The following is a 23,247-nucleotide window of genomic DNA, read 5'->3' on the forward strand; positions in this document are numbered from 1 at the left end:
ATTGGAGAAATTGAAATGAGTGAGAAAATATTCTGGTGCAAAAACTGCCTTAACATGTCGACCCGACCCAGAATTGGCTTTGACCAAAGAGGTTGGTGCAATGCTTGTGTTTGGAGTGAAGAGAAAAAGGTGCTGGATTGGGAACCGCGTAAACAGAAATTGATGGAGCTTTTAGATAAATACCGCTCCAAAAATGGTAATGGTTTTGACTGTGTTGTTCCCGTGAGTGGAGGAAAGGATGGGTCATACGTATCATACATGCTAAAGCATAAGTATGGAATGAATCCTCTAGCTGTAACAGTAAAGCCAGCGTTGTCATTGCCTTTAGGCGATGAAAATCTGAATAATTTTATTCAATCTGGCTACAATCACATACATATATCACCTGATGTTAAGGTGATGCAAAAACTTAATAAACACGGATTTATTGAAAAAGGTTTTCCCTATTATGGTTGGCTAATAGCCATAAAAACGGCTGTAATTCAAACAGCGATGAACTTTAATATTCCTCTTATCTTTTATGGGGAAGATGGTGAGGTGGAATACGGTGGTTCTACAGAAAGTAAACATGATCCGCTGTATGACATTGAATATATGAAACGTGTTTACTTTGAAGGTGGATACGACAAAGTTTTCGATATTGTCTTAGCTGATCCTGAGATTAGCGAAGGGGATTTGGCATTTTGGCGGTTCCCAACAGATAAACAAGTAGCGGAACATGATTTGGCGTTTACTCATTGGTCATATTACGAAAGTTGGGACTCTTACCGTAATTATATAGTTGCTAAAGAGCATTGTGGCCTCAAAGAAAAAGAAGAAGGGACAGCTGGCACCTTTACCAATTTCGCGCAAAACGATCAGGCTCTGTATGCTTTACATGCTTATCTGATGTATTTGAAGTTCGGTTTTGGACGCGCAACTCAAGACGCCGGAATCGAAATCAGGCGGGGGGCCATGGTTCGGGAGCAAGCAGTCAATTTGGTTCGGGCGTATGACAATCAATACCCCTATGATTTTATTGATATGTATCTTGAATATTATGAAATGACTAAAGCTGAATTTGATGCAGTGCTTGACCGGTACGCAAATAAAGCGCTCTTTGAAAAGATTGATGGGATTTGGCAGCCCAAGTTTATGGCGGGTGAAGATTTCAATATATGAAACTAGCGATTGTAGATTATGGAATGGGTAATATTCATTCTATAATTGGAGCCTTAAATTATATTGGCTTGGAGCGGATAGTTTTAACCAATAAAATTGAAGAGATTGTAGCTGCGGATAAACTACTACTGCCGGGTGTAGGAAACTTTGATACTGCGATAAGAAAAATCAAGCAACTAAGATTGGATGACGTACTTTTGGAACAAGTTCTTGAGTATAAGAAACCGATATTAGGCATTTGTCTTGGAATGCAATTGCTGGGAAGTTCCAGTACAGAAAGTGGTTTTAATGAGGGGCTTGGTATCATAAAAGGAGAAGTTACGGAGTTTCCTCGTGGCAATCAAAAAGTACCACATGTTGGCTATAATCAGGTGAGTGCATGCGAGAATAGTCGGCTGTATCGTAATGTCCGGGAAAAAGCTGATTTCTATTTTACTCATAGTTTTAAAATGCTTTCTGATGCCAATATAGGGCAGTCGACTTGTCATTATGGTTTGGATTTTGTGGCTAGTTTTGAAAAAGATAATGTCGCAGGCGTGCAATTTCATCCAGAGTTGAGTCAACATAATGGGCTATCGCTGTTGAAAAACTTCATAGAACTATTTTAATGCTTAGAAAAAGATTGATTTTTGGTCTCATTTACAACAATGGGGCCTTTATGCAAAGTCGCAACTTCAGATTGCAGCGTGTCGGGGATAGTAATTGGCTTGAGAAAAACTATCAGTTTCAGAAAATATCCTTTTCATTAGATGAATTGATGGTTGTTGATGCAACAAGGTCGACTAAAAATATATCCCAGTTTGCGATGGTTGTAAGGCGCTTGGTAAACAATGTGTTTATTCCGGTTTCCGCGGGTGGTGGAATAAGAACCATAGAAGATGCCACCGTACTGTTTGAAAATGGTGCCGACAAAGTAATTGTTAACTCTGCGTTACACTACAATCCCACTTTGGCTACCGAAATTGTAAATACATATGGAACGCAAAGTTTAGTCGCAAGTATCGATTTTAAATGTGAAGACAATGGCGTTGCAGTTTATGTAGATGATGGTACAACTCGATTATCTATACCCTTGGACGAACATATTAACAATTTACAGCAACTGGGTGTTGGTGAAATACTGTTAAATTCAATCACAAAAGATGGAACCGGATTTGGTTACGATATCGACGTGATAGAGCAGGTAGGACAAGGGTTATCAACCCCTCTTATTATTATGGGGGGAGCCGGGAATGAAAAACACCTTGAAGTTGGTTTAGAGTACGACTTCGTTTCTGCAGTGGCCACTGCGAATTTGTTCAATTTTATAGGTAATGGGTTACCCAAGGCGAGGGAGTATTTGCTGAAAAATGAAGCCAATCTCGCTAATTGGGAAAATTGACATTTTAAACCTCTAATTCCACATATTTTCAATTAAGGATTTATAATGAAAGTCGCAATTATCGGTGCCGGTCAACTTGGAAGCCGCCACCTGCAGGCATTTTCTTTGTCTGTCTCGCCAGTAGAAATTCAGGTCCTGGATTTAAGTGCTGACTCGCTCGCTGTCGCAAAGCAAAGAATGAACCAAACGAAATACGATAAGAATCTTATTCATGTTGAGTATGTCGACACTTATAGCAATTTGGCAACTTCGTTTGACTTTGTGGTAATTGCGACCGGAGCAGATGTTCGATTCAAGGCATTAGAATCACTTCTGGAAAGGTCGGAGGTTAAATATGTTTTGCTTGAAAAAGTGCTTTTTCAAGAAACCTCAGAATATTTGGATGCACTAAACCTACTTGAGAAACATAAGGTTTCTGCATGGGTTAATTGTCCTCAAAGGACTTGGGGCATATATCAGCAAATAAAGTCGAAATTAAAGCCAGGTTGTGAAATTGAAATGTCTGTTACCGGTGGTGAATGGGGGCTTGCCTGTAACAGTATTCATTACATCGATCTGTTTTCTTACTTATCTTTTGGCGATGTTACTGGAATATCTACCAAACATCTTATGTCAAAAATTATTCCAAGTAAAAGGGAGTCATTTGTAGAAATAGTCGGTTGCCTGAACGCCTGGGATAGTCTTGGTAGCCATTTAAGCTTAAGAAGTTTCGAAAATAGTAGCGCTCCCGCTAAAGTGATGATTGAAACATCTGATGTGCGTTTTGAAATATTTGAAAATGAGCGCACTTATCAGTTTAGCTCAGTAAATTCGGGTTGGGAGTGGCAAAAGTCAGATTATAAAGTCCCGTTTCAAAGTCAGGTTACACAACTTGTTGCCGAACAATTATTAACACGTGGTGCTTGCGGACTGTCAACGTACAAAGAGTCGATGGACCTACACTTACCACTAATAACTGAACTGAATTCGTTTATTTCCGAAATTACAAATGAAAGGGTATTAAGATGTCCAATAACCTAAATGAAAAAAACGTTTGGCTCGTTGGTACTGGATATATGGCGATCGAGTACGCCAAAGTTTTAAATGCTCTCGGTGTAAACTTTAAAGTAATAGGTAATGGTTCAGTTAACGCCAACAAATTTGAGAATGAAGTGGGGGTCAAACCATTCATTGGTGGTTTAAATGCATTTTTAAGCACTCACCCTAAACTTCCTGATTATGTCATCAACGCGATCAGTGTCTCTGGTCTTTTTTCAAGTACTAAATTGCTACTATCATACGGAGTTAAGGCAATTCTGTTGGAGAAACCCGGAGCGGTAAGGTCTGATGAATTGCAAAGTTTGAAGAATATAGCTGAAGTGGACAAGGCAGATATATATATTGGGTACAACCGTCGGTTCTATTCATCTGTACAGAACGCTTTGGCCATGATTGAACAAGATGGCGGAGTCCGGTCTTTCAACTTTGAGTTTACGGAATGGAGCCACCGTATAGAAAAGCAGGACATCGAAAAGGAAGTGGCCCATGAGTGGATTATTTGTAATTCTTCGCATGTTATTGATATGGCTTTTTTCATGGGGGGATGGCCAAAAGAACTTAAAGCATTTAAGTCGGGTTCGTTGTCCTGGCATCCTGCAGGCGCTGCATTTACGGGGGCTGGAATTTCTGAATCTGGTGCATTATTTAGTTATCGTGCAGACTGGGCGGCGCCAGGGCGATGGGGAGTAGAAATCCTAACCGGCAAGAGAAAGCTAATATTTTGTCCGTTAGAAGGGCTCAAAGAACAATTGCTCGGGTCAATACAAGTATCTGATTTAAATATTAATGACGAGTTAGATATCGAATTTAAACCAGGGTTATTTAACCAGACAAAGTGCTTTCTTACCGGAGTAAACGAGCACCTATTGTCAATCGCAGAACACTATCACCACGTTGTTAATACATATGACGTCATTAAAGAATGTAAGTAAAAATCTTTAGAAAAATCTGGTGCGCTTTATTTTTTATGATGTTAAGTAAGGTAATTTTTTATTCGGTTAGCAAGTATATAGAACTTGGATTGAGCGCTGTTGTCTTGCTCCACTTTGCAGGCCTTGTTGGTGCCGAAGGGTTTAGTGAGGTTGCCCCTGCACTGTTAGCTGTGACTTATTCGGCTTTTTTAGTAATGGGAATTAATGGCGCTTATGTCAAAGTCTACTCCAAGACTTCTTCTTCTCTCATCATGAAGCGGCTATCAACTTATTGTATTAGTTTTAATGTGCTAATTGCCGGATTAGCATTTATTTTAGTAAACGCGTTGTTAGACAACGTAAGCTCTATCTTAGTTGCCGGAATTTGCGCGTTAAACTTGATTAAAGGTGGAATACAATCAGTCTTAAGGGCAACTCTGAAAACATCTGAGTTGGCAATACTAAATTTCTTATATGCTACAGTATACCTTATTGGTTATTTGTTTTTACTGCAAAAGCTTTCAGGTGTTGGAGCTGATACTCTGTTCACGAGTTGGCTTTTTGCTCAGAGTATTGGCGTTTTTTGGGGCGTGAGCATATTGTTTAGGCTGAATCTTCTAACTTCTCCGTATAAAGCTACATTTGTTAGATTTGCAAGGCTCAGAAGTAAAGTGATGTTTAGTAATGGAGTTAAACTTGCGGCACTGACCCTCACATCCATCTTATTTACTTCCTCAGATCGGTTCTTATTGATTCAATTTGATTTCGATCAAGCCTTAATTGGCGGCTATCAATTTGCTGATAGTTTTTCGAACATTTTCTACATGGGTAGCAGTGCGTTACTATATCTTTTGACGCCATTCTATACCAGGCAACTGCACGAAGGAAAAATTAGTCGGTCATATTTCACCATGAAAAGTCTTTTGATAGGTGGAGGATGGTTTTTTGTAGTAGGTCTTTTTGTGTTAACCGCTTACCTGGCGTGCTTATGGTATTTTACTGATTATCAGCAATATGTGGCGGTAATTGCTTTATTGAGCCTGGTAAAATACCTAATGTTGCTTATGTTCATACCGAGTACAATTTATATGACTTGGAATGTTGAGTTGAATTTATTGAAATATCAACTTGTTGCGCTCGTGTTACATTTGGGAGTTCAGGTATATTTGTGTATTTATCACAGTGACTCTGTGGATATATACTTGCCATTGGTATCTGTATTTTCCATTACTTTTGTTTTGATCTATAGCCTGTTTAATGCTCAGAAACAGATTTCAATGACAGCTATAGATAGAAGTTACGGCGCTACAAACAAATGAAAAATAAAAAAGTTCTATTTATTACAGACTCGTTAGGATTGCCCCGTCTAAACCCTGAACCTGTTTATGATGAACAATCATGGCCAAATATAGTCGCGTCGGAACTCGAAGGGAATTATAGATTCTATTTTTATACGGTAGCTGGTTTGCATACAGCAATGTTAAGGCAAGCACTGGCTTTTCAAGTTGGAGCATTTAAACCCGATATTATTGTACTTCAAGTTGGAATTGTAGATTGCTCACCCAGAGCGTTAAAGGAAAATGAGAGAAAAGTGTTACAAAGACTCCCAGGGACGATCGCCAATGTTATACATAAATATATTAAAAAGAATTATAGCAGCATTGTTAAAGCCCGAAACATAACTTATGTTGACCTGGATAGCTTTCTTAATAATTTGCAAGCAATCAATGAATATTTTAAGGGTGTTAAATTTATAGTAATCCCAATTGCCCCTTCAAATAGTAAATATGAGCACAAAAACCCTCTTATAAGAGAGTATATAGCCAACTACAATGCGGTATTAAAAGACGTTTTTAACGATGGGTTTGTAGAGCAACTCTGGCAAGATAAAGATACGGAAAAGTTATTTCTTTCTGACAACCATCACCTTAGCGTCTACGGGAATTCCGTAGTGGCAAAGCAGTTACAAATTCAGTTACAGCACCATTTGTAAGTTGGCATCTTTGAATTTTTGGTTTTCTAATGAAAATTTATAAATTAGTAGCAATTTACTACTCAGCTCAATTATTTATTCTGGTGATAAGTGGTGCTTCAGTTATTCGCCAATTGGGCATTTTTGATATAACCAGATTGCTGCTGGTAGCTTCTTGGTTTGTAGACCTTGCTTTTGTGGTACTGATGACTTTATCAATTCGGAAATGGGTCTTTCCATCATATCTTTTTTGGCCTGTATTGTTGTTCTGTGTCGCTCCTTTAATGGGAGTCTTGAACAAACAGTTTAACCATACGTTTGTTACTGATATTGTTGTTTATACTACGTTTTTCCTCAAAATTCTCATTTTCCATCAATTGTTTTCAGTTTCACATTATGCAAATCAATTTGCTGCATTTCTTGTGAAGTTTTGTAAATGGGCTGTTTTTGTTGGAGTGTTAACTGTCGGCTCTATGTACGTTTTGAGTTTTGCAGGACATGAGTTTTACTTTTCCGCTACCCCTAATATTACATATAGTTATGCATTAACCGTTATTTCAGGTAATACACTATACAGTTATTTAGTTTTTCTCTTGGGGTTGGCTACCGGAAAAAGAATGATAATAATTGGTTTGTTTGTAATTTTCGTATTGACCTTTAGAAGATTTTCTCTAAGGTGGAAGGAGTTTCTCTTTTTGTCTGTAGTTGTGTTCTTAGGTTTCAGTTACATTTCTATCAATGCAATTGAAAGTATTCCGGGGGTTTCTAAGGTTCAATTGCTGTTAAATTTTGAATTTAGCTATGACAAGCTCATGGAGTTAGACAGGCATCGTATGAGTGAAATCTTAGGGATCATTCATGTTTTGGAATGGTACGATTATGTATTTGGGAAAGGGTTTGGCTTTAGGTATTTTTGGTTTGACAACCCTGAACTTCAGGCTGCAGGAGTAACTCATACTAATGCACATTTCACCCCCTTGGGTATAATCTCCAAATTTGGTGTAATAGGGTTCATTTCTATTTCCACTATGTTTGTAACAGTAATCTGGACTGCTTTTAAAATCCGATTAACCAGACCTCTTGCATATATGAACTATGTATTCCTTGTCAGTATGATTGTGCAGTCAATGTTTGCTTATATTTTATTTAACAACCCATTGATACCTCTCGTAATTGCGTTTGTTATGAGCTCAAAACAAAGACAATTGGAGTCGAAATATAGAGAACATCCGGTGCGTGGACTGGATGTAAAAAACTGATCCCATAACCGGTTAATAAACTTTCAGTACCGCTTTAAAGTACTGTTAACTGCGATAGCAAAAAATGAAAATTTACGTAGTATTTACAGATGAAAACATAAGTGATTTTTTGCGCACAGTCTCAAAAAATGATGTTGTTATATCCAAAGTAAAACCTGAAATACCTTGTATATTCATTGATGTTATGAACCTTTCAATACCCCATAACCTAATAGGTTCTGAATTCACATCTATGATTAATGGATTCCGCAGTGACCTCAGGAGCCGGTTATTGCCTTATGCTAATAATTTGTATCAATGTAGTGTAGAGCCCGTTTTTCGCTATTTTTATGCTTTAAAAAAAGCGATTTCATTGGGTAATAAAGAAAATCAATTCGTGATTCTTCAGGAAGCTCAAACTGTAATTAGAACTTCGACTTATTATATGGCAGAACATGAAACTCAGGGATATCGTTGGTATCAACGAGGGGCTGTTTTAGGTTTTTATTTATATCATTTTTGCAAAAGTAGCGGTATCGAAGTTGAAATTTTCAAAGAAACCAGCAAGAAAAAGCTATTGCTTCACAACTCACTAAGAATCTACGCAGTGATTGCTGTTAAGTTTTTCAAATCTTTGGTTGAACTACTAAAATATAAAGTTAACCAAGGTGAAATAGCAGAAAGTAAATGTAAAAAGGATTCTATTGTCTGTGTAACACGCTCAAAGTCGCAATCTAAGTTTTTGTTCCCATATTTAAATCGCACTAATTTGGACGTAGATTTGATTTACGGTGAATCCACGATTGATTTTGGTATGAATCAAAAGTGGCTTTTTGGTAACAATAATCCATTGAAATTTGCTATGCATAGCCTGTATGGGAAAGCTAATGCACTCTCATTATTGTCATTGTACTTCACACTTTTTAGACTGCTCTATGATGTTGGTAAGCAATCTACTTATTTGGAGATAGATGGCTTTAAATTTGATCTAAGAGGAGCCTACAGAGAAGCGTTGATTTTATCTGTTGATCTTATGTTATATCAGCAATGTTTGGAAAAAAGTGTTTCCAGCTTAAAAGTAAATACCATTGCTATGATAACGACAGAGCAAAAGTCACCTCATGCATTTATAGATGCTAAAGTCGCTAAACAGTTTGGTTTACCTTGCTTGCAAATTATGTCATGTGATCAGGAATATTGTTATATCCCTTTACCTGTTGCAGGTGACTTTTTAATTGTGGATACGCCTTATTCCAAAAAGAAATTTAAAGCAGTATTTCCTGAACAGGCTATTGAGTACATAGGATCGTTAAAAGGCATTACAGAAACGGCGACATGTGAATTTCGCAATAGCCTTTGCTTTTTCACTAATCCTAAACGTATTGATGAAAACAAGGGTATTATACGACTCCTTCTGGACATAGAAGCAGAAAACTGTCTTGAACTCACAGTAAAGCTGCACCCTAGAGACAATATTGAAAATTATAAGGCGTTCTTCAACCAGATAAAAATTATAAAACACTCAGATCCTGAAAGTGAAGTGTTATTACAAAAGGTAAAATTAGCAATTACCTACAATTCGGGCATTGTGTTGGATCTGCTCTATGCAAACGTGCCTTACTTATTATGTAGAACAGCCCCTGAAGATCAACTTGATCTTCCTTATTTAGATAACGAATTTAAAAATGTGTGTAGGGACACCTCACACCTTCGTGACATGGTTATTAACCTGGATCGGTCCCTCTTAGAATTTAATTCGTTTCGTGAGCGATTTTTCTCTAAAAATAATATAATTATAGAATGTGACAAAATTGACGATGCCTTAATTGAGCTGGCTTCACGTGTTTCTGTAAATGATTAAATGTGAGCTTGAGCTAGGTTAGATTCACAATTATTCAAATGAAAGGGCACATTTCTAAACATGAAACTTATTTAAATATCTAATGCTAAAAGTGAATTCACATTCTCAGTTGAGGTTTCGCCATGTCGGGGCTTTTACTTTATTGTTTCTACTATCCGTTATCCAACCTACATCCATTTGGCCATCTATACCATTTTCATTCGCACCAGTAACGCTTTTGATTCTGGTCGTTTTGTTGATAAGCAAAATAATTAATACAATTGGCTTACAAAACTTTTTCAAGAATTATAGGTGGGAATTATGCCTTGTATCACTATATCAATGCTTATGCTTTATTTCACTCATCTATAATAGAGAGCGCTTTGAAACTAGCAATGAATTTGCAAGCTGGGGATTAACCTTGGTTATTGTTCAATTTGCTCTCCCCTTGACAGTGTGGTTGTTCTCTCTCCCACAAGGACAAAATAAGTTGTCACTTTCAAGACAAAGATATGGTTGGGTTTTCATCGCCGCCATATTTTTACTTATCCCTTTCGTAGCAATTTGGCAAAAGTTAGACAATCAAAGTGCATTTTCTTTTTATCGTTATTTTATTGCGGGCAATATCGGTGATGTCGGAAATATAAGGAGTGTATTTGCTATAAGTACTGATTTAGGTGCTATCACCGCAATAATTTCGATTTCTTGTTTTAGTATAGCTGCGTGTCTGGCAAAGCAGGGGGCCAAGTCTGAGACCTTGATTTTTACCCTCGTTGGGATGCTTAACTTAGTATCTGGATTCTTGAGTGGGGCGAGAGTTTTTATCTTGATGATAGCATTGACCATTATTGCAGTTTTGATTTTACGATTTCGTAAGCGTATTGATTTACTGGTGTTGTCCGCTCTCATTTTTATTTTAAGTACCGTTTTAATTGTGCAGCTTTCTCCTGTTACAGCGATTGTAAAATTGGGGGGGATTTTTCCTGCGGTGTTTTCTGTTAATTTAGGGACGGAGTTATTGCTATCGGATAGCATTCCCGTATTTGCGGAAACCGAACAAAGAATAGCTATTTGGACTCGAGCACTTTCCTATATTGTAGAAAACCCATTACTTGGTATTAGTAACGGTGGGTTCAGACTCACCGGTGATTCAATGGGCAACAATACGCACAATATCTTACTGCAGACGGCAATTGATGGTGGGATTTTCGCCACACTTGTGTTCGTAATACTATTAATTTTAATATTGAAAAGGAGCAATTCAACGGCAATAAGAGTCCTCGTACTCTCCTGTTTTTGTGGACTGATGGTGGACAATTTTTCCGATCATAGTTTGCCTTGGATGGTTGTTACAGTTGCCTGTGTTGCTTCATTTACACAAGATTGGCACCCTCGTATGACGCCACAAGAAATCAATCAACGTTTGTCTACTTGGTTCGCAATTGTTGGTTTAGGAATGTTGATTTGCGTCCTGTTTATTCACTATTCAAAATCTAGTGCACTAAACAAAATGCATCGATTTGAACAACTGGAACTCGTTTATCCAATTTTTTCAGGTAAACGAAAACAAGGCTTTCCGGTAATTGTAAATCAGTCGTTTATTGGGGCTGACTTTGGGGAGCCGTTACCGCCAATTCTAAGACTTTTTACACAGATTGACGAGAAATACCTCTGTAGTTATGCCTACCCAGATAGTGTAATAGTGAGCAACTCGCTGGAAAATATTGAATTTAAACATTCAAGGAATATATCTGAGACATTGACCCTTTATTCGGAGCCTGTGGGAAATTGTGAATTAGCGCTAAGTAGTCCACTTGGCCTTTCTAATTGGGTCAGTAATAACGCGGACTATTTTGGCAAGCAGATTCTGAATCAAGGCTTATCGGAGCTTTGGCTGTCTGATGAAAGCGTAGTCGTATGGTCACCAATTTTTGAGCCTACACACGAGCTCCTTTCATTCGATGTCGAGGTATCATCATTAGTTAGTCAAACTTCTATCATGAGCGTGAGTTTACATTGTGGTTTTTCTGGTGAAGTTATCGATATACGGGAAGTGAGCTTCAATACGAATGTAAGCAAGGTTAGTTTCAATTTGAGCACGGTCTCACAGTCCAAAGTTTATATTGGTATACAGCTAGAACAGATTGATTCTGATGCAAACGGAGCAATAAAAAGCTCGTTCCTGGTACATAATTTTGCATTGCAATAGGTAGCAATAGAACAATTTAAAAAACGTCGTCCTATCTGCTATCCATTGCAAACATCATTATGAACATCGTTGTTGATTAAGCACTTTGTTCTGAGTAGTACTCAAGTTCATCTCTAAATTCATTGTGTATTTTGGCATTTAGTTCCGTAACGCGACTTTTTACTGTTGGTTTTATCTGCTCGATAACCTCTTGCGTGCGTGGACCAAAATTGAGGCCAAGTTTGCTTGCCAATGTGTTAACTGTCTCATTAGGGGCGTCAAGCAACTTACGATATTTCAAATCAATTCTGCCGGGGATATTATCTGCAGCTTTGTTTATTTTGATGTAGTAGTATGCGCATCGGTCAATTTCACTAAGTCCACACCATTTTTCACGATCTTCGGTATCAACAAAATAAGGTATTTTTCTCTCATTGTAGCGAACAAATGGCCATATTAAATTGTGATTTGCGTTGTCATCGCTAAACCATCTCTTGTCTATCATTGAACTGATGGTACCAACTGCATCCCTCCGAACAATGACAATTTTACTGTCCGGGTAATATGACTTTAATTTTGGTAGATAATGCGTTATGTCTGGTAGCTTAATCGCTATATGGCTATTCAACCCCTTACTTTCGGAATCTGACTTTCTTACGGATTTCTCGAGTCGTGCATTGACTTCTTTCTCAGTTTTAACATTCCAAATAGATGAATCATCAGCACGGTTGCAATTGATTCTGCGACCACAAAGCGCATCAATAAAGAAATCTTCATAAAGATATGTTTCAAATAACAATTTCCAATGCTCAGCCGGTAGCTCGTTAATTAAAGGCAGGAGAGAAAATATCATAGGAGGCTCGTGATTGAACTCTACATTCTCAAATGTATGGATAAGTTTGCCTACTATCGTCGTGCCACTTCGGGCAGCCCCACTGATTAAAATGTGTTCATTGACCTTTTGGCTTGCAAGTTCAGAAATTTCGTAGCGCATATTGTACCTAATTTAAATGTTTCATTGGGGAGTTGAAAATCAATAAGTGCCACATTGTATGAAACAAGCAGTGGCTTGTGAATAAGAAATCACGGCACTGATTTTTTCTCGCAGCTTTCCAATATGATGTTAAATGTATAGGTAGAAATTGTCGTAGCAATTATGTTGCGATATTATTTCTACTCGCACATTTAATATTCATAACTTATTATTGTTGACAGGAACTTAGGTTCCCCCGAAGTATAAATATTATCGTAAGGCTGAATTAGTTATGCTGCTGGCTAAGTGAATTAAAGTAGATATGTCCACATTCTGGGCAAGATTTCATCAGAACCATACAGAATATGCACTCTTCCCGGGTTTGCAATTGTGTTCGTGGGTTGGAGCAATTCAAAAAGTCCGACCCAAATAGTTGAGCAAAGACTGGATTTTTACTGGCCACTGTGAAATTGCTTTAGTCAAAAATCAGAAAAGGACGGATTTTTAATTGGGAACACCAAGCAAGTCTTTTCAACTACATTTTCCATCAGGTCTATTTTTATTATCTGGCCTTGGGTTCGCGCTATGCCTTCTCCTTAACTGGATGCCAATGATAGTCGCATCTAATGTGAGTGAACATTATGTTTATGTTAATGCATGGGATGAAGAGACTTATCTTACTTTACAGGTCGCAGAGCAAGTTAGAACTACGCCTGGATATTTATTGCTAAATATCAATTATGTTTTGTTGCGTTTTGGACTGTCTGGGGCTTACCAAAATGTCTTGTTTGATACTGTGATATTGGTAGCAATTGCTATTTCTGTTTGGCATATCTTCCGAAAAATAGGTGTTTCCAAAGTAATATCATTTGCGTTGTTGCCCATTATTTTGTTTAGTTCTGTGCTGGTCAATTATACCAACCCATATATTAAGGATTGGATGGGGTTACCCAGAGCTTATCAGATGATAGTTTCAGGGTGGGAAGGAAACGCATCCATAATGCGTACACCTGAGCCACAACTGTCTTATTTGTTAATTTCTCTTTGCGCTATCTTGTATTTTCGATACAAAAAAGCTTGGCTACTTCTGATACCTTTACCTTTTGTATATTTTTTTGTCGGTGTAGGGTATTTCATGTTCCTTAGTTGTCTAATGCTCAATCATTGGGCAACTAAAAATGATCAGCTTAAATGGTCATTCCTTAGACTAATTGCTTCTCCAGTAGCTACATATTTGTTTTTGGCATCATTTGCGCTTTTTGCTTTACACATTTTGCAAATATACGTCCCTCAATCCTATGAAGTTATGAGTAGTCAATTGATATATTCTCGAAACCTTTTTGTCCCTATTCATGGACTACTGGCACTACTAATGTGTATTGTTTGTTTGATACAAATAGGTACCGGAAACGCATTGCAATGCCGGTTTTTTAGGTTGGCCACTCAGATTACGATTCTTATTTTTCTGTTGGCTAACATACAATTGATTGCTGGATTTACAATATCGCCTAAAAACTACTTTGACTATACGCTTCCGATTATGATGGGAGCAGCAGTTTCACTATACTTTATAAGTCTTAGCAGAAATGGTGCTTTGATTACCGCCGCACTTTTGTGCGCAAGTTTATCTTGTATTATTGTACAGTTGGTGTTTAGTAGTGTTGGTTGTTCCGTTGAAAACAGGCAGTGTCGATTTTTCATTGGTTACCAATTGGGAAAAGACCAGGTTGAAAAATACAGACAAAATCCACTGGGTACGATCAGCTCTGTTAGAGGTGTAACTGAAAAATTGAGTTATTCTCATGCAGAATTATTTATACCTCCATTATCTTATCAATATAGTTTTACCGCTTATGATCCCAAATTGTTGGAAGAGGCTGTTAAGGCTGCAAGAGAATTTTATGGTGAGAACTCCGCTAAGTACCGGGAAATTAAAAAAACGCAAGAAAGAATAATTCGCAATAAATCCTATTTGCTTGGTAGAGGTGAAATAGAACTATTGTCATTAAAGCCCCCAGGTTTTGATTTTATAGATCCTATCAAAGGGCCAGTTTATATTATTCAGTTCTAACTCAATTTTTAAATTTTGATTATTAGCTAACGTTAGAACTTCAATTTTGTGCAATTTTGCTTTTGGGGATTACCTATACAGTATATACTTGACGGTTTTTTGTGGGATATCAAGACGGATTGAAGTCTGCTAGGGAAAACGGTATTAACCTGCCTAATTATCTTAATTTGCGTGTATAATTCTGTAGTTTCAGTAGCCAACTTCTTTAACAAGGGGGCTCTTTCTGACATAGTCCTGTCTTTGGTCTAATCCAATGAGCCTATAGTAAATTTCCCTAAATGTGGCGAATGTAAATTTGAGATGGTATTCATGTGCGTGAAGACACTTAGCGATGAATTTAAAATGTATAAAATTGAGCTGTGATGTATGTTTTGTAGTCAATATGAACGTCCATGGAAGTCTGTCGCTTAAATGTTATATAGAACAAGTCCAAATGAGGGTGAGTACTGTAGATTACGGAAAGCAATCACGTTGAACGATCCTTTGTTTTACACACGGGATAGAAGCAATCCAACTCGCATGTGCGGGCAACTAAAATATATTTTAAAAAGTGAATAACTGAATGTGTGGAATTTCGGGTTACATAAGTGAAACTAATCAAGAACAGCAACTTGTTCAATCCATGGAGGCTATGCGTTACAGAGGACCTGATTCATCAGGGTATATACTCCAGGAGATCAATAATCTGAATTACGGTGTTGGGCACGTAAGGCTAAAAGTAATTGATCTGGACGAACGGTCTTCGCAGCCTTTTTATGCGTCCAGCGGTAAGTCTCTTGTTGTATTCAATGGTGAAATTTATAACTTTAAAGAACTTAGAAATTTACTGCCCCACCAGGAGTGGAAAACCACGTCTGATACAGAAGTGATTACAGAGCTATTAGATCAGCTAGGCGTGGATATCGTTCGTCACTTTAACGGTATTTTTGCAATTTCATTTCTTTGTTTAAAAAGCGGAAAAATGTCTCTAATAAGAGATCCCTTAGGTGTTAAACCTCTTTATTACTATAAAAAAGACCAGGCATTGTATTTTGCCTCAGAAATTAAAGCTTTATCTAGCTTTAGTGTTGACCTGGAATTTGCTAATGAAGACATTTTAGAGGCCATGAGCTTTGGTTATGTTCATGAACCTAATACTGGTTTTAAATACATTAAAAAAATTGCACCCGGTGAAATAGTTACATTCGACAACAGACTGTTTCACTCAGATACTTTTGTTTACGAACAAAGTTCTGGTGCATTTAGTAATGAAACGGTCTCATCAGCAATAGAAAGGCAATGTGTTGCAGATGTACCTTTAGGAACTTTTTTTAGTGGTGGGCTTGATTCTACTGTAATCGCTGCTGAGGTAAATACAGACTTATTATATATTGATGGTCACATGGATGAAGGCATAAGCGAAGAAGAGCAGGTGGTCAGAAAGTTAGCCACCACTTTGGAGCGAAAGCTTGACGTTGCCAAGCTACCGAGGACCAGCAAATTTGAAGATATTATTGCTGTAGTTGATCAAGTAATTGATGGAATCGAAGAGCCCGTTACGGATTTAACTTATTTGGTTTCTTACGACCTTGCAAAAATTGCTAAAAACAAGGGATTTACGGTCATGCTCTCTGGAATGGGCGCAGACGAATTGTTTGGCGGGTATTTAAGATATTATATTACTAAGTTCAGTTGGATATTTAATCCGGCACTTGCTGTTTACTCCACTATGGCTTCTTTGTTTAAATTTGGCTCAAAACACAAACTGGACAGAATTAAATATTATCTTAAAGAGAGAAATTTTCTTGGTAGGTATACGAGGCTCGTGGGGTATTTCTCCTCTGAGGAATTAAAATCGCTATTTGGTAGCGAGCAACACAAACAGTTAGAGTCACAAATGCATAATCGCATAGATGCTCTCATTCCAAATCCAGCGAAGAAAAATCCATTCTTATGTATGAGATACCTAGAGATGCGAGGCTTTTTAGCACATAACTTGCTGGTAGCAGATAAGTCATCTATGAGGGCTTCAATCGAAATGCGGGTACCATTTCTTGACTTGGAAGTAACTAATAAGTGGTTTGATGAATCAATGGCGAGTGCGGGTTGGTGGAGTTTAGGTAAAAAGCCTCTGTTACAACTTTTGCAAAAAAAAATAAACTATAAATGGTCTCCGTTTACTAAAACTGGATTTAATCCATCTATCCCTGCGTTTTTTGAAGGGCTTGAAGCGACGGATATAGAACGACTGATGATAAACTCCAAAGTGACTGCAATTTTGAAAGAAGATGGATTAAGTCTTGTTTTGAAGTCTTGTTTTGAAGGTGGAGCAATAAACTACCACAAAGTGTGGCAAATGATTTTTATTACCAGGTGGGTAGAGTATTGGCAAAAAAAACAAGAAGAAAAACAGGTTTAATAATAGATGACTCGTGCAAGGAAACAACGCAAAACATTGGGTTCATTGGTACTTAAATTACGCCGCTATGTAACGACTATTTATTTTCTTAAAATTACCCAGATATTTTACCAGATATTATATCGGCTTTTACCGCAACCTTCGTTGCGGAACGCTTCAATCTATAAACCGGTTAAGATTGATAAGATAAATTGGCCTTCATACCTCTCAATATCATCTACAGATGGTCAGGTATTTAAATTTCTTGGAATTGAAGGTGACCTGAACGATGGATGGGAGCAAGACAATAAAAGTAGGCTTTGGAGTTACAATCTTCACTACTTGCCAGATTTAGCTGTTTTTTCATCGGCTATTAGTGACAGAAAAAAGGAGTCGCTGCTTCAACAGTGGTTGCAACAATGCTCTTCTCCCTCCGGAATTGGCTGGGAGTCATATCCGATATCTTTGCGACTAGTTAATATACTGAAGTTTTGTAGCAACAGTAAAAACCTAAAATTGAGTGAAGAATTGTGTAAAAGTTTGGGAATGCAAGTCGAGTATTTATTTCATCGACTCGAGTATCACATTCTTGGTAACCACTTATTTGTCAATGCGAAGGCGTTGATTTTTTATGGATTGCTTAGTGAAAGTGAAAGAGCTTCTGAAAAATACCTCCGTAAAGGAATAGCTATCATTGAACGAGAACTATCCGAGCAGTTTCTGGAAGATGGAGGCCATTTTGAATTAAGCACTATGTACCAGGCTCTGTTATTATGGGATGTATTAGATCTAATTTACCTGATCAATATAGAGCAACGTTTATCTTTGCAAAATGTAAAGAAGCAGTTAAGTAAAATTGCAATAAAAGGACTTAATTGGTTGTCTGTGATGTCTCATCCAGACGGTGAAATTAGTTTCTTTAATGATGCGGCTTTTGATATTGCGCCAAACATTAAGGAATTGCTGGCCTATGCTGACCAGTGTGGGTTGAATGTTCCAACATTAAAACCACAAACTTTGGTGACACTATCTGACTCAGGGTATTCACGTATTGAACAACACTGTCATTCGCTTTTATTCGATCATGGGTCTATAGGTCCTGATTATTTGCCTGGCCATGCTCACGCTGATTCGTTGTGTTTTGAATGGTCAGTCAAGGACCAAAGAGTATTAGTCAATTCAGGGACGTCAGTATATGAAGCCGGGAAACTTAGAGCATTTCAGCGGAGCACCAGGGCTCACAATACAGTTGAGGTCAACCATTTAAGTTCTTCAGATGTATGGGGGGCATTTCGGGTTGCCGACAGAGCCAGAACAACGTTGATTAAACGAGATTTGGACGGAGAAAGTGTTACCTTACAAGCGCGTCATGACGGGTATCAAAACTTAATTCACGACCGAATGATCCGATCAACTCCTGACAGTATTAAAATCATTGATTCGTTGTTAGGTCAATTCGAAACTGCAACTGCAATTTTCTATTTACATCCTGCAATACAAATCGTCAAAAAGGAAACAAACAAGATTGTCCTGGAAGTTGCGGAGGGACAAAAAATATTGGTGACATCGTCGGGCACTATTGAAATTAAAGATGCAACCTGGTTTCCAATATTTGGCGAGTCACATGCTAATAAAGCTCTTTTGATGAATTTTGAAACTGAGACTGTAAATACGCAATTTACATTATTAGGGTGAACAAAACTTGGGTTTTAATACGTGAAAATATTAGTATTGTCTTTTTATTATGCGCCAGATTTGTGTGCTGGCTCCTTTCGCTGTACAGCATTGGTTGAGAGGTTAAAAAAATATCAGGGTGTTGAAATTGATATTCTAACAACTATGCCAAATCGCTACGCTTCATTTGAAGTTCCCGCTAAAGAGCATGAGGTGGATGGAAATGCAATAATTAAGCGCATCAAAATTCCATCTCATAACAGTGGAATGATTGATCAGATTAGGTCATTTTACGTTTACTACCGTGAGGTTCTTAGGTTAATCAAAGGACGAGATTATGACGTGGTGTTTGCCACCAGTTCCAGATTGTTTACTGCATTTCTTGGAGCTCAAATTGCGAGGCAAAAGAGCGTTAGACTATATTTAGATATTAGAGATATATTTGTTGATACTATCGAGGATGTGATTAAGTCCAGGTTTGTTGTTTTGTTGAGGCCATTGTTGAGATTTATTGAAAACTACACTTTTTCTAAAGCAAATCATATTAATCTGGTGTCTAAAGGATTCGAAAAGTATTTCACTCAGCGTTTTCCAAAGCCCGCTTATAGTTATTTTTCAAATGGTATTGACTCTGTTTTCATTGAAAACATTTCTCGCTTTAAAAATACCGAGTCAAATGAAATGCCGACGGTCCTTTATGCTGGCAATTTAGGAGAGTCTCAGGGATTACACTACATAATTCCGGGTATGGCTTTACTAATGCCCGAGTTCCTATTTAAGGTAGTGGGAGATGGTGGCCGTAAAATGCAATTACAGGATTCGATCCAAAATTTGCCAAATGTCCAATTGCTGGCGCCAGTATCAAGAGAAGAACTGCTGGAGCATTATACCAATAGCGACGTTTTATTTATGCATCTAAATGACCGTCCTGCTTTTGAAAAAGTTTTGCCTTCAAAAGTATTCGAATATGCAGCAACAGGTAAACCTGTTTTGGCAGGTGTAGGTGGTTATGCCGCAGATTTTATTCACGATGAAGTTGACAATGCTTGCGTTTTCCCACCGTGTGATGCACAGCAAGGTGCAGAGTCACTTCGCGCTCTATCTTTGATAAATACAGACAGAAGCGAGTTTATTAAAAAGTATAGTCGCGAATTTATAATGAAAAATATGGCAGACTCTATCATGAGTTAAATAGCATATTTGAATTGTACAATTATGATTTTTTCACCATCCATGGTGGATGTTGGAAGTGTTAGTTGCGGAGACAGTAATATTAGTATTTTGATAACCGGTGCGGGTGGATTTGTAGGTCAGGAACTCTGTCAGTACTTTGCTAAAAGCGATATCGACTTTGTAGGTGTTACGCGAAGTCCATCGCAACACTATCATCGCACAGTTGGAACATTCTGTAGTGCAACTGACTGGCGGGAACATTTAAAGGGAGTAACAACAGTTTTTCATTTGGCCGGAAGAGCCCACATGAAAGACAACTCCTCGGAAGATGCTCGGCGTGAGTTTAATACTATCAATGTTGAGGCTACAAAAAAGTTACTTGTTGATTGCGCCGTGCGCGGAGTAAAGCATTTTATTTATGTAAGCAGTATAAAAGTTCTGGGTGAGACAAGTGCACCGGGCATGCCAATAAACGAAGACGTTACGCCGTGTCCGGAAGACCCCTATGGGGTCAGCAAGTTGATGGCGGAAGGTATCGTAAAACATTTTTGTAGACAGCATGATATTAGGTTTACAATTGTCAGGCCCACTTTAATTGTTGGTAAGGGCGCTAAGGCTAACCTTAGCGCGCTCAAAAGCGTATTGGTAAAAGGGTTTCCACTACCATTGTTTTCCTCAACGAATCAGAGGAGCCTAATTCATATTAGAAACATGATTACGTTTCTGAGCGCGATTGTAACAAATGAAGCTTCATATGATCAGACCTTTAACCTGGCTGAAGATAAATTTTTTAGCACTGCTGAAATTATTAAATTAATAAAAATGCAGGTGAATTCTCGCTCTATTTTGTTTCCTGCCCCTGAGTTGTTATGGCGCTTTTTGTTTCGCTGTTACGGTAAGCCTCAATTGGTTGACAAATTGTTGTGTGACCTTGCTGTTTCAAATCAAAAAGCAAAGTCATTAATAGGATGGCAGCCTGAAAGTAAGTATTGGCTCGATACAGTAATTTGATGTGGACGTTATGAATGAAATAAATCTATTAGTTGTTGCTCATCCAGATGATGAGGTATTAGGTTTTGGGGCAACCGGAGCAAAGTTGGTTAAAAATGGTCAGGTTGTTCAGCCCGTTATTCTCTGTGGACAAGTTGATGTTAGGCATAAAAGGCCCAACGATGAAGAGTTGTACACAGACATGATTAATGCCAATAGTCTATTGGGTTTTTCTAAACCCGTTTTAGGGAGTTTCCCAAACTTACGGATGAACACAGTTGCACATGTTGAAATGGTACAATTTATTGAGCAACAAATTAGAACGTTTTCGCCAACAAGAATCTTCACCCATCATCCCGCAGATTTGAACGATGACCACCGGCAAATAAGTAAGGCATGTATGGTAGCCTGCCGATATTTTCAGAGAAGGTCTGATATCAAAGCTCCTGAGATGTTGGCATTTATGGAAATCCAATCTGCTACTGATTGGTCTTTTGAGAGCGAGGGGGACCGTTTCAATGCGAATCTCTTCATTGAAATCGAGCAGGAAATCGATATTAAAATTCAGGCACTACAATGTTATCGAAATGTAATGCGTGATTATCCACATCCCAGGAGTGTGGAAGCTATTAAAGGGCTGGCTGCATATCGAGGTGCTCAAATTGGGCAAATGTATTCTGAAGCTTTTCAGGTTGTTTTTCAAAGAGGTTTAACTGGTGTATAAACAAATAGGGAAAAGGTGTTTAGACCTATTAATCGTATTAAGTGCGTTTTTTGTTTTAAGCCCTTTGTTACTTTTGATTGCTGTGTTGATCAAAGTATTTGACCCGGGCCCCGTGATATTTGTGCAGGAAAGAATAGGAAGATGCGGGGAGCGATTCCGCTTTTATAAATTTCGGAGTATGCCGGTAAATACTGGAAATTTGCCGTCTGATCAAATTGGTGAAGTACAACTGACTTGGGTTGGGAGATTAATAAGAAGGACTAATTTAGATGAATTACCACAGCTCTATAACATACTAAAAGGTGATATGAGTGTAGTTGGGCCTCGTCCTCCTATACCTGGGCAATTGGAATTGATTGAATTAAGACGTGCAAACGGTTCATTGCAATGTTTGCCCGGTTTAACTGGATTAGCACAAGTAAATTCATTTGATGGAATGAGCATCGCTCAAAAAGCAGCATTTGACGGTAATTATGCCAACAACGTCAGTTTGAGTATTGACTTCAAGATTATTTTTGAAACACTCAACTATTTAGTGAAACCACCACCGACCTATTGATGAGGATGTTATGAAATTTGGATTTGTAACTTGCGTAAAATTGGGTCTTTCGTGTATGGAAGCTATTTACGAGGGAGGGAAGTCACTTGAACTCGCTATTACACTCACCGATGATATGGCCAAGAATAAATCAGGGCGTGTTTATTTGGATGATTTTTGTCATAAGCATGCTATCCACTTGGCGAAAACAACTCACATAAACAATAGCGAATGTATCAAATTGATAAATGATTTTGATATAGATTGGTTGTTTATTATTGGATGGTCACAAATAGCGGGTACAGAAATACTAAATGCACCAAACAAAGGGGTTATCGGAATTCATCCTACCTTATTGCCTGAGGGTAGAGGGCGCGCGGCAATTCCATGGGCAATCCTAAAAGGACTGGAACGGACTGGTGTTACTATGTTTAAACTTGACCAGGGCGTTGATACCGGTGAAATCATTGCGCAGGAGCTGATTCCTTTATCGGACAAGACAGACGCCTTTGCTTTGTACAACGCGGTGAATGAAAAACATATAAGCATTATTCGCGATTCTATAATGGCCTTGAGTAACAATGATATAGAGTTGCATATACAAGATGAATCAAAAGCGACTTATTGGCCAGGTCGGAAACCCGAAGATGGTGAAATAAACCTGGAAGGCTCAGTGATTGAGGCGGAGAAATTAGTCAGAGCAGTTACTAAGCCATACCCCGGCGCATTTTACTTTAATCGTCATGGACAAAAAGTAATCGTTTGGAAGGCCAGAATGATAAGTCATGCAAAAGCCGCTGAAAATGTTATTCACTTTAAGGACGGAGCGTTGGAGTTGCTCGAATACGAGTAAGTTATCACTCACTAGCGACAGTTTTAATAGAGTAGACATGGTGAAAGGGGCGTTGGCCGTCAATCGAAATAATTCCGCAAGTAGATTATACAATGAGATTTGTGTTTAAGTTTTTTGAAATTCCACGTATTTGGAAGCGAGTGAT

General features: G+C 38.1%; 19 protein-coding genes. 18 read left to right on the forward strand and 1 reads right to left on the reverse strand.

From position 1 onward, the window contains the following. Window positions 1-15: 15 nt before the first annotated feature. The 10 genes from AC0J20_RS01320 (at window position 16) to AC0J20_RS01365 (ending at window position 11,750) form a co-directional block, all read left to right on the forward strand. Complete coding sequence (locus AC0J20_RS01320) at window positions 16-1,161, forward strand: N-acetyl sugar amidotransferase (protein ID WP_473020314.1); 1,146 nt, start codon at window positions 16-18, stop codon at window positions 1,159-1,161. Next, entirely contained in the window at window positions 1,158-1,769 is a 612-nt protein-coding gene (gene hisH, locus AC0J20_RS01325) for an imidazole glycerol phosphate synthase subunit HisH (RefSeq protein WP_473020315.1), read from the forward strand. Before AC0J20_RS01320 ends, hisH begins: the two co-directional genes overlap by 4 nt. Continuing rightward, window positions 1,769-2,542, forward strand: coding sequence for a HisA/HisF-related TIM barrel protein (locus AC0J20_RS01330; protein WP_473020316.1), 774 nt, complete (start codon window positions 1,769-1,771; stop codon window positions 2,540-2,542). Before hisH ends, AC0J20_RS01330 begins: the two co-directional genes overlap by 1 nt. A 45-nt stretch (window positions 2,543-2,587) precedes the next feature. Next, a complete protein-coding gene (locus AC0J20_RS01335) occupies window positions 2,588-3,562 on the forward strand; it encodes a Gfo/Idh/MocA family oxidoreductase (RefSeq protein WP_473020317.1) in 975 nt (324 codons plus the stop codon). Continuing rightward, window positions 3,547-4,512, forward strand: coding sequence for a Gfo/Idh/MocA family oxidoreductase (locus AC0J20_RS01340; protein WP_473020318.1), 966 nt, complete (start codon window positions 3,547-3,549; stop codon window positions 4,510-4,512). Before AC0J20_RS01335 ends, AC0J20_RS01340 begins: the two co-directional genes overlap by 16 nt. Window positions 4,513-4,547: 35 nt before the next feature. Next, entirely contained in the window at window positions 4,548-5,810 is a 1,263-nt protein-coding gene (locus AC0J20_RS01345) for a polysaccharide biosynthesis protein (RefSeq protein ID WP_473020319.1), read from the forward strand. Then, entirely contained in the window at window positions 5,807-6,484 is a 678-nt protein-coding gene (locus AC0J20_RS01350; protein ID WP_473020320.1) for an SGNH/GDSL hydrolase family protein, read from the forward strand. Before AC0J20_RS01345 ends, AC0J20_RS01350 begins: the two co-directional genes overlap by 4 nt. A 29-nt stretch (window positions 6,485-6,513) precedes the next feature. After that, entirely contained in the window at window positions 6,514-7,722 is a 1,209-nt protein-coding gene (locus tag AC0J20_RS01355) for a hypothetical protein (RefSeq protein WP_473020321.1), read from the forward strand. A gap of 64 nt (window positions 7,723-7,786) precedes the next feature. Continuing rightward, window positions 7,787-9,562: a hypothetical protein gene (locus AC0J20_RS01360; RefSeq protein WP_473020322.1), complete on the forward strand. Its 1,776-nt coding sequence runs from the start codon at window positions 7,787-7,789 to the stop codon at window positions 9,560-9,562. 217 nt (window positions 9,563-9,779) lie between these two features. Beyond that, a complete protein-coding gene (locus AC0J20_RS01365) occupies window positions 9,780-11,750 on the forward strand; it encodes an O-antigen ligase family protein (protein ID WP_473020323.1) in 1,971 nt (656 codons plus the stop codon). Window positions 11,751-11,826: 76 nt separating this feature from the next. On the opposite strand, the gene AC0J20_RS01370 is transcribed toward AC0J20_RS01365, so the two are convergent. Beyond that, the gene (locus AC0J20_RS01370) at window positions 11,827-12,723 is read right to left on the reverse strand and encodes a sulfotransferase (protein ID WP_473020324.1); all 897 of its coding nucleotides are present in this window, start codon (window positions 12,721-12,723) and stop codon (window positions 11,827-11,829) included. Between the two features lie 589 nt (window positions 12,724-13,312). Here AC0J20_RS01370 and AC0J20_RS01375 point away from each other — a divergent pair. The 8 genes from AC0J20_RS01375 (at window position 13,313) to AC0J20_RS01410 (ending at window position 23,102) form a co-directional block, all read left to right on the forward strand. Then, on the forward strand, window positions 13,313-14,773 hold the full coding sequence (locus AC0J20_RS01375; protein ID WP_473020325.1) for a hypothetical protein: 1,461 nt from the start codon (window positions 13,313-13,315) through the stop codon (window positions 14,771-14,773). Window positions 14,774-15,335: 562 nt separating this feature from the next. Continuing rightward, entirely contained in the window at window positions 15,336-17,171 is a 1,836-nt protein-coding gene (gene asnB, locus AC0J20_RS01380; protein WP_473020326.1) for an asparagine synthase (glutamine-hydrolyzing), read from the forward strand. Between the two features lie 6 nt (window positions 17,172-17,177). Continuing rightward, a complete protein-coding gene (locus AC0J20_RS01385) occupies window positions 17,178-18,845 on the forward strand; it encodes a heparinase II/III family protein (protein ID WP_473020327.1) in 1,668 nt (555 codons plus the stop codon). A 21-nt stretch (window positions 18,846-18,866) separates the two neighbouring features. Further along, window positions 18,867-20,015, forward strand: a complete 1,149-nt coding sequence (locus AC0J20_RS01390; protein ID WP_473020328.1) for a glycosyltransferase family 4 protein — start codon at window positions 18,867-18,869, stop codon at window positions 20,013-20,015. A 24-nt stretch (window positions 20,016-20,039) separates the two neighbouring features. Further along, window positions 20,040-21,008 (forward strand): NAD-dependent epimerase/dehydratase family protein, encoded by a 969-nt coding sequence (locus AC0J20_RS01395; protein WP_473020329.1) that lies wholly within the window; start codon window positions 20,040-20,042, stop codon window positions 21,006-21,008. 10 nt (window positions 21,009-21,018) lie between these two features. Continuing rightward, the gene (locus AC0J20_RS01400) at window positions 21,019-21,711 is read left to right on the forward strand and encodes a PIG-L deacetylase family protein (protein ID WP_473020330.1); all 693 of its coding nucleotides are present in this window, start codon (window positions 21,019-21,021) and stop codon (window positions 21,709-21,711) included. Next, window positions 21,704-22,270, forward strand: coding sequence for a sugar transferase (locus tag AC0J20_RS01405; RefSeq protein WP_473020331.1), 567 nt, complete (start codon window positions 21,704-21,706; stop codon window positions 22,268-22,270). The genes AC0J20_RS01400 and AC0J20_RS01405 overlap by 8 nt, the downstream gene beginning before the upstream one ends. A 10-nt stretch (window positions 22,271-22,280) precedes the next feature. Continuing rightward, a complete protein-coding gene (locus AC0J20_RS01410) occupies window positions 22,281-23,102 on the forward strand; it encodes a formyltransferase family protein (RefSeq protein WP_473020332.1) in 822 nt (273 codons plus the stop codon). Window positions 23,103-23,247: the final 145 nt, after the last annotated feature.

It is taken from the genome of Planctobacterium sp. R6 (assembly GCF_055755215.1).

Bases quoted from the DNA above. Each gene is read 5' to 3' on its own strand.
- AC0J20_RS01320 (WP_473020314.1), top strand. From the start codon at position 16: ATGAGTGAGAAAATATTCTGGTGCAAAAACTGCCTTAACATGTCGACC.
- hisH (WP_473020315.1), top strand. From the start codon at position 1,158: ATGAAACTAGCGATTGTAGATTATGGAATGGGTAATATTCATTCTATA.
- AC0J20_RS01330 (WP_473020316.1), top strand. From the start codon at position 1,769: ATGCTTAGAAAAAGATTGATTTTTGGTCTCATTTACAACAATGGGGCC.
- AC0J20_RS01335 (WP_473020317.1), top strand. From the start codon at position 2,588: ATGAAAGTCGCAATTATCGGTGCCGGTCAACTTGGAAGCCGCCACCTG.
- AC0J20_RS01340 (WP_473020318.1), top strand. From the start codon at position 3,547: ATGTCCAATAACCTAAATGAAAAAAACGTTTGGCTCGTTGGTACTGGA.
- AC0J20_RS01345 (WP_473020319.1), top strand. From the start codon at position 4,548: ATGATGTTAAGTAAGGTAATTTTTTATTCGGTTAGCAAGTATATAGAA.
- AC0J20_RS01350 (WP_473020320.1), top strand. From the start codon at position 5,807: ATGAAAAATAAAAAAGTTCTATTTATTACAGACTCGTTAGGATTGCCC.
- AC0J20_RS01355 (WP_473020321.1), top strand. From the start codon at position 6,514: ATGAAAATTTATAAATTAGTAGCAATTTACTACTCAGCTCAATTATTT.
- AC0J20_RS01360 (WP_473020322.1), top strand. From the start codon at position 7,787: ATGAAAATTTACGTAGTATTTACAGATGAAAACATAAGTGATTTTTTG.
- AC0J20_RS01370 (WP_473020324.1), bottom strand. From the start codon at position 12,723: ATGCGCTACGAAATTTCTGAACTTGCAAGCCAAAAGGTCAATGAACAC.
- AC0J20_RS01375 (WP_473020325.1), top strand. From the start codon at position 13,313: ATGATAGTCGCATCTAATGTGAGTGAACATTATGTTTATGTTAATGCA.
- asnB (WP_473020326.1), top strand. From the start codon at position 15,336: ATGTGTGGAATTTCGGGTTACATAAGTGAAACTAATCAAGAACAGCAA.
- AC0J20_RS01385 (WP_473020327.1), top strand. From the start codon at position 17,178: ATGACTCGTGCAAGGAAACAACGCAAAACATTGGGTTCATTGGTACTT.
- AC0J20_RS01395 (WP_473020329.1), top strand. From the start codon at position 20,040: ATGATTTTTTCACCATCCATGGTGGATGTTGGAAGTGTTAGTTGCGGA.
- AC0J20_RS01400 (WP_473020330.1), top strand. From the start codon at position 21,019: ATGAATGAAATAAATCTATTAGTTGTTGCTCATCCAGATGATGAGGTA.
- AC0J20_RS01410 (WP_473020332.1), top strand. From the start codon at position 22,281: ATGAAATTTGGATTTGTAACTTGCGTAAAATTGGGTCTTTCGTGTATG.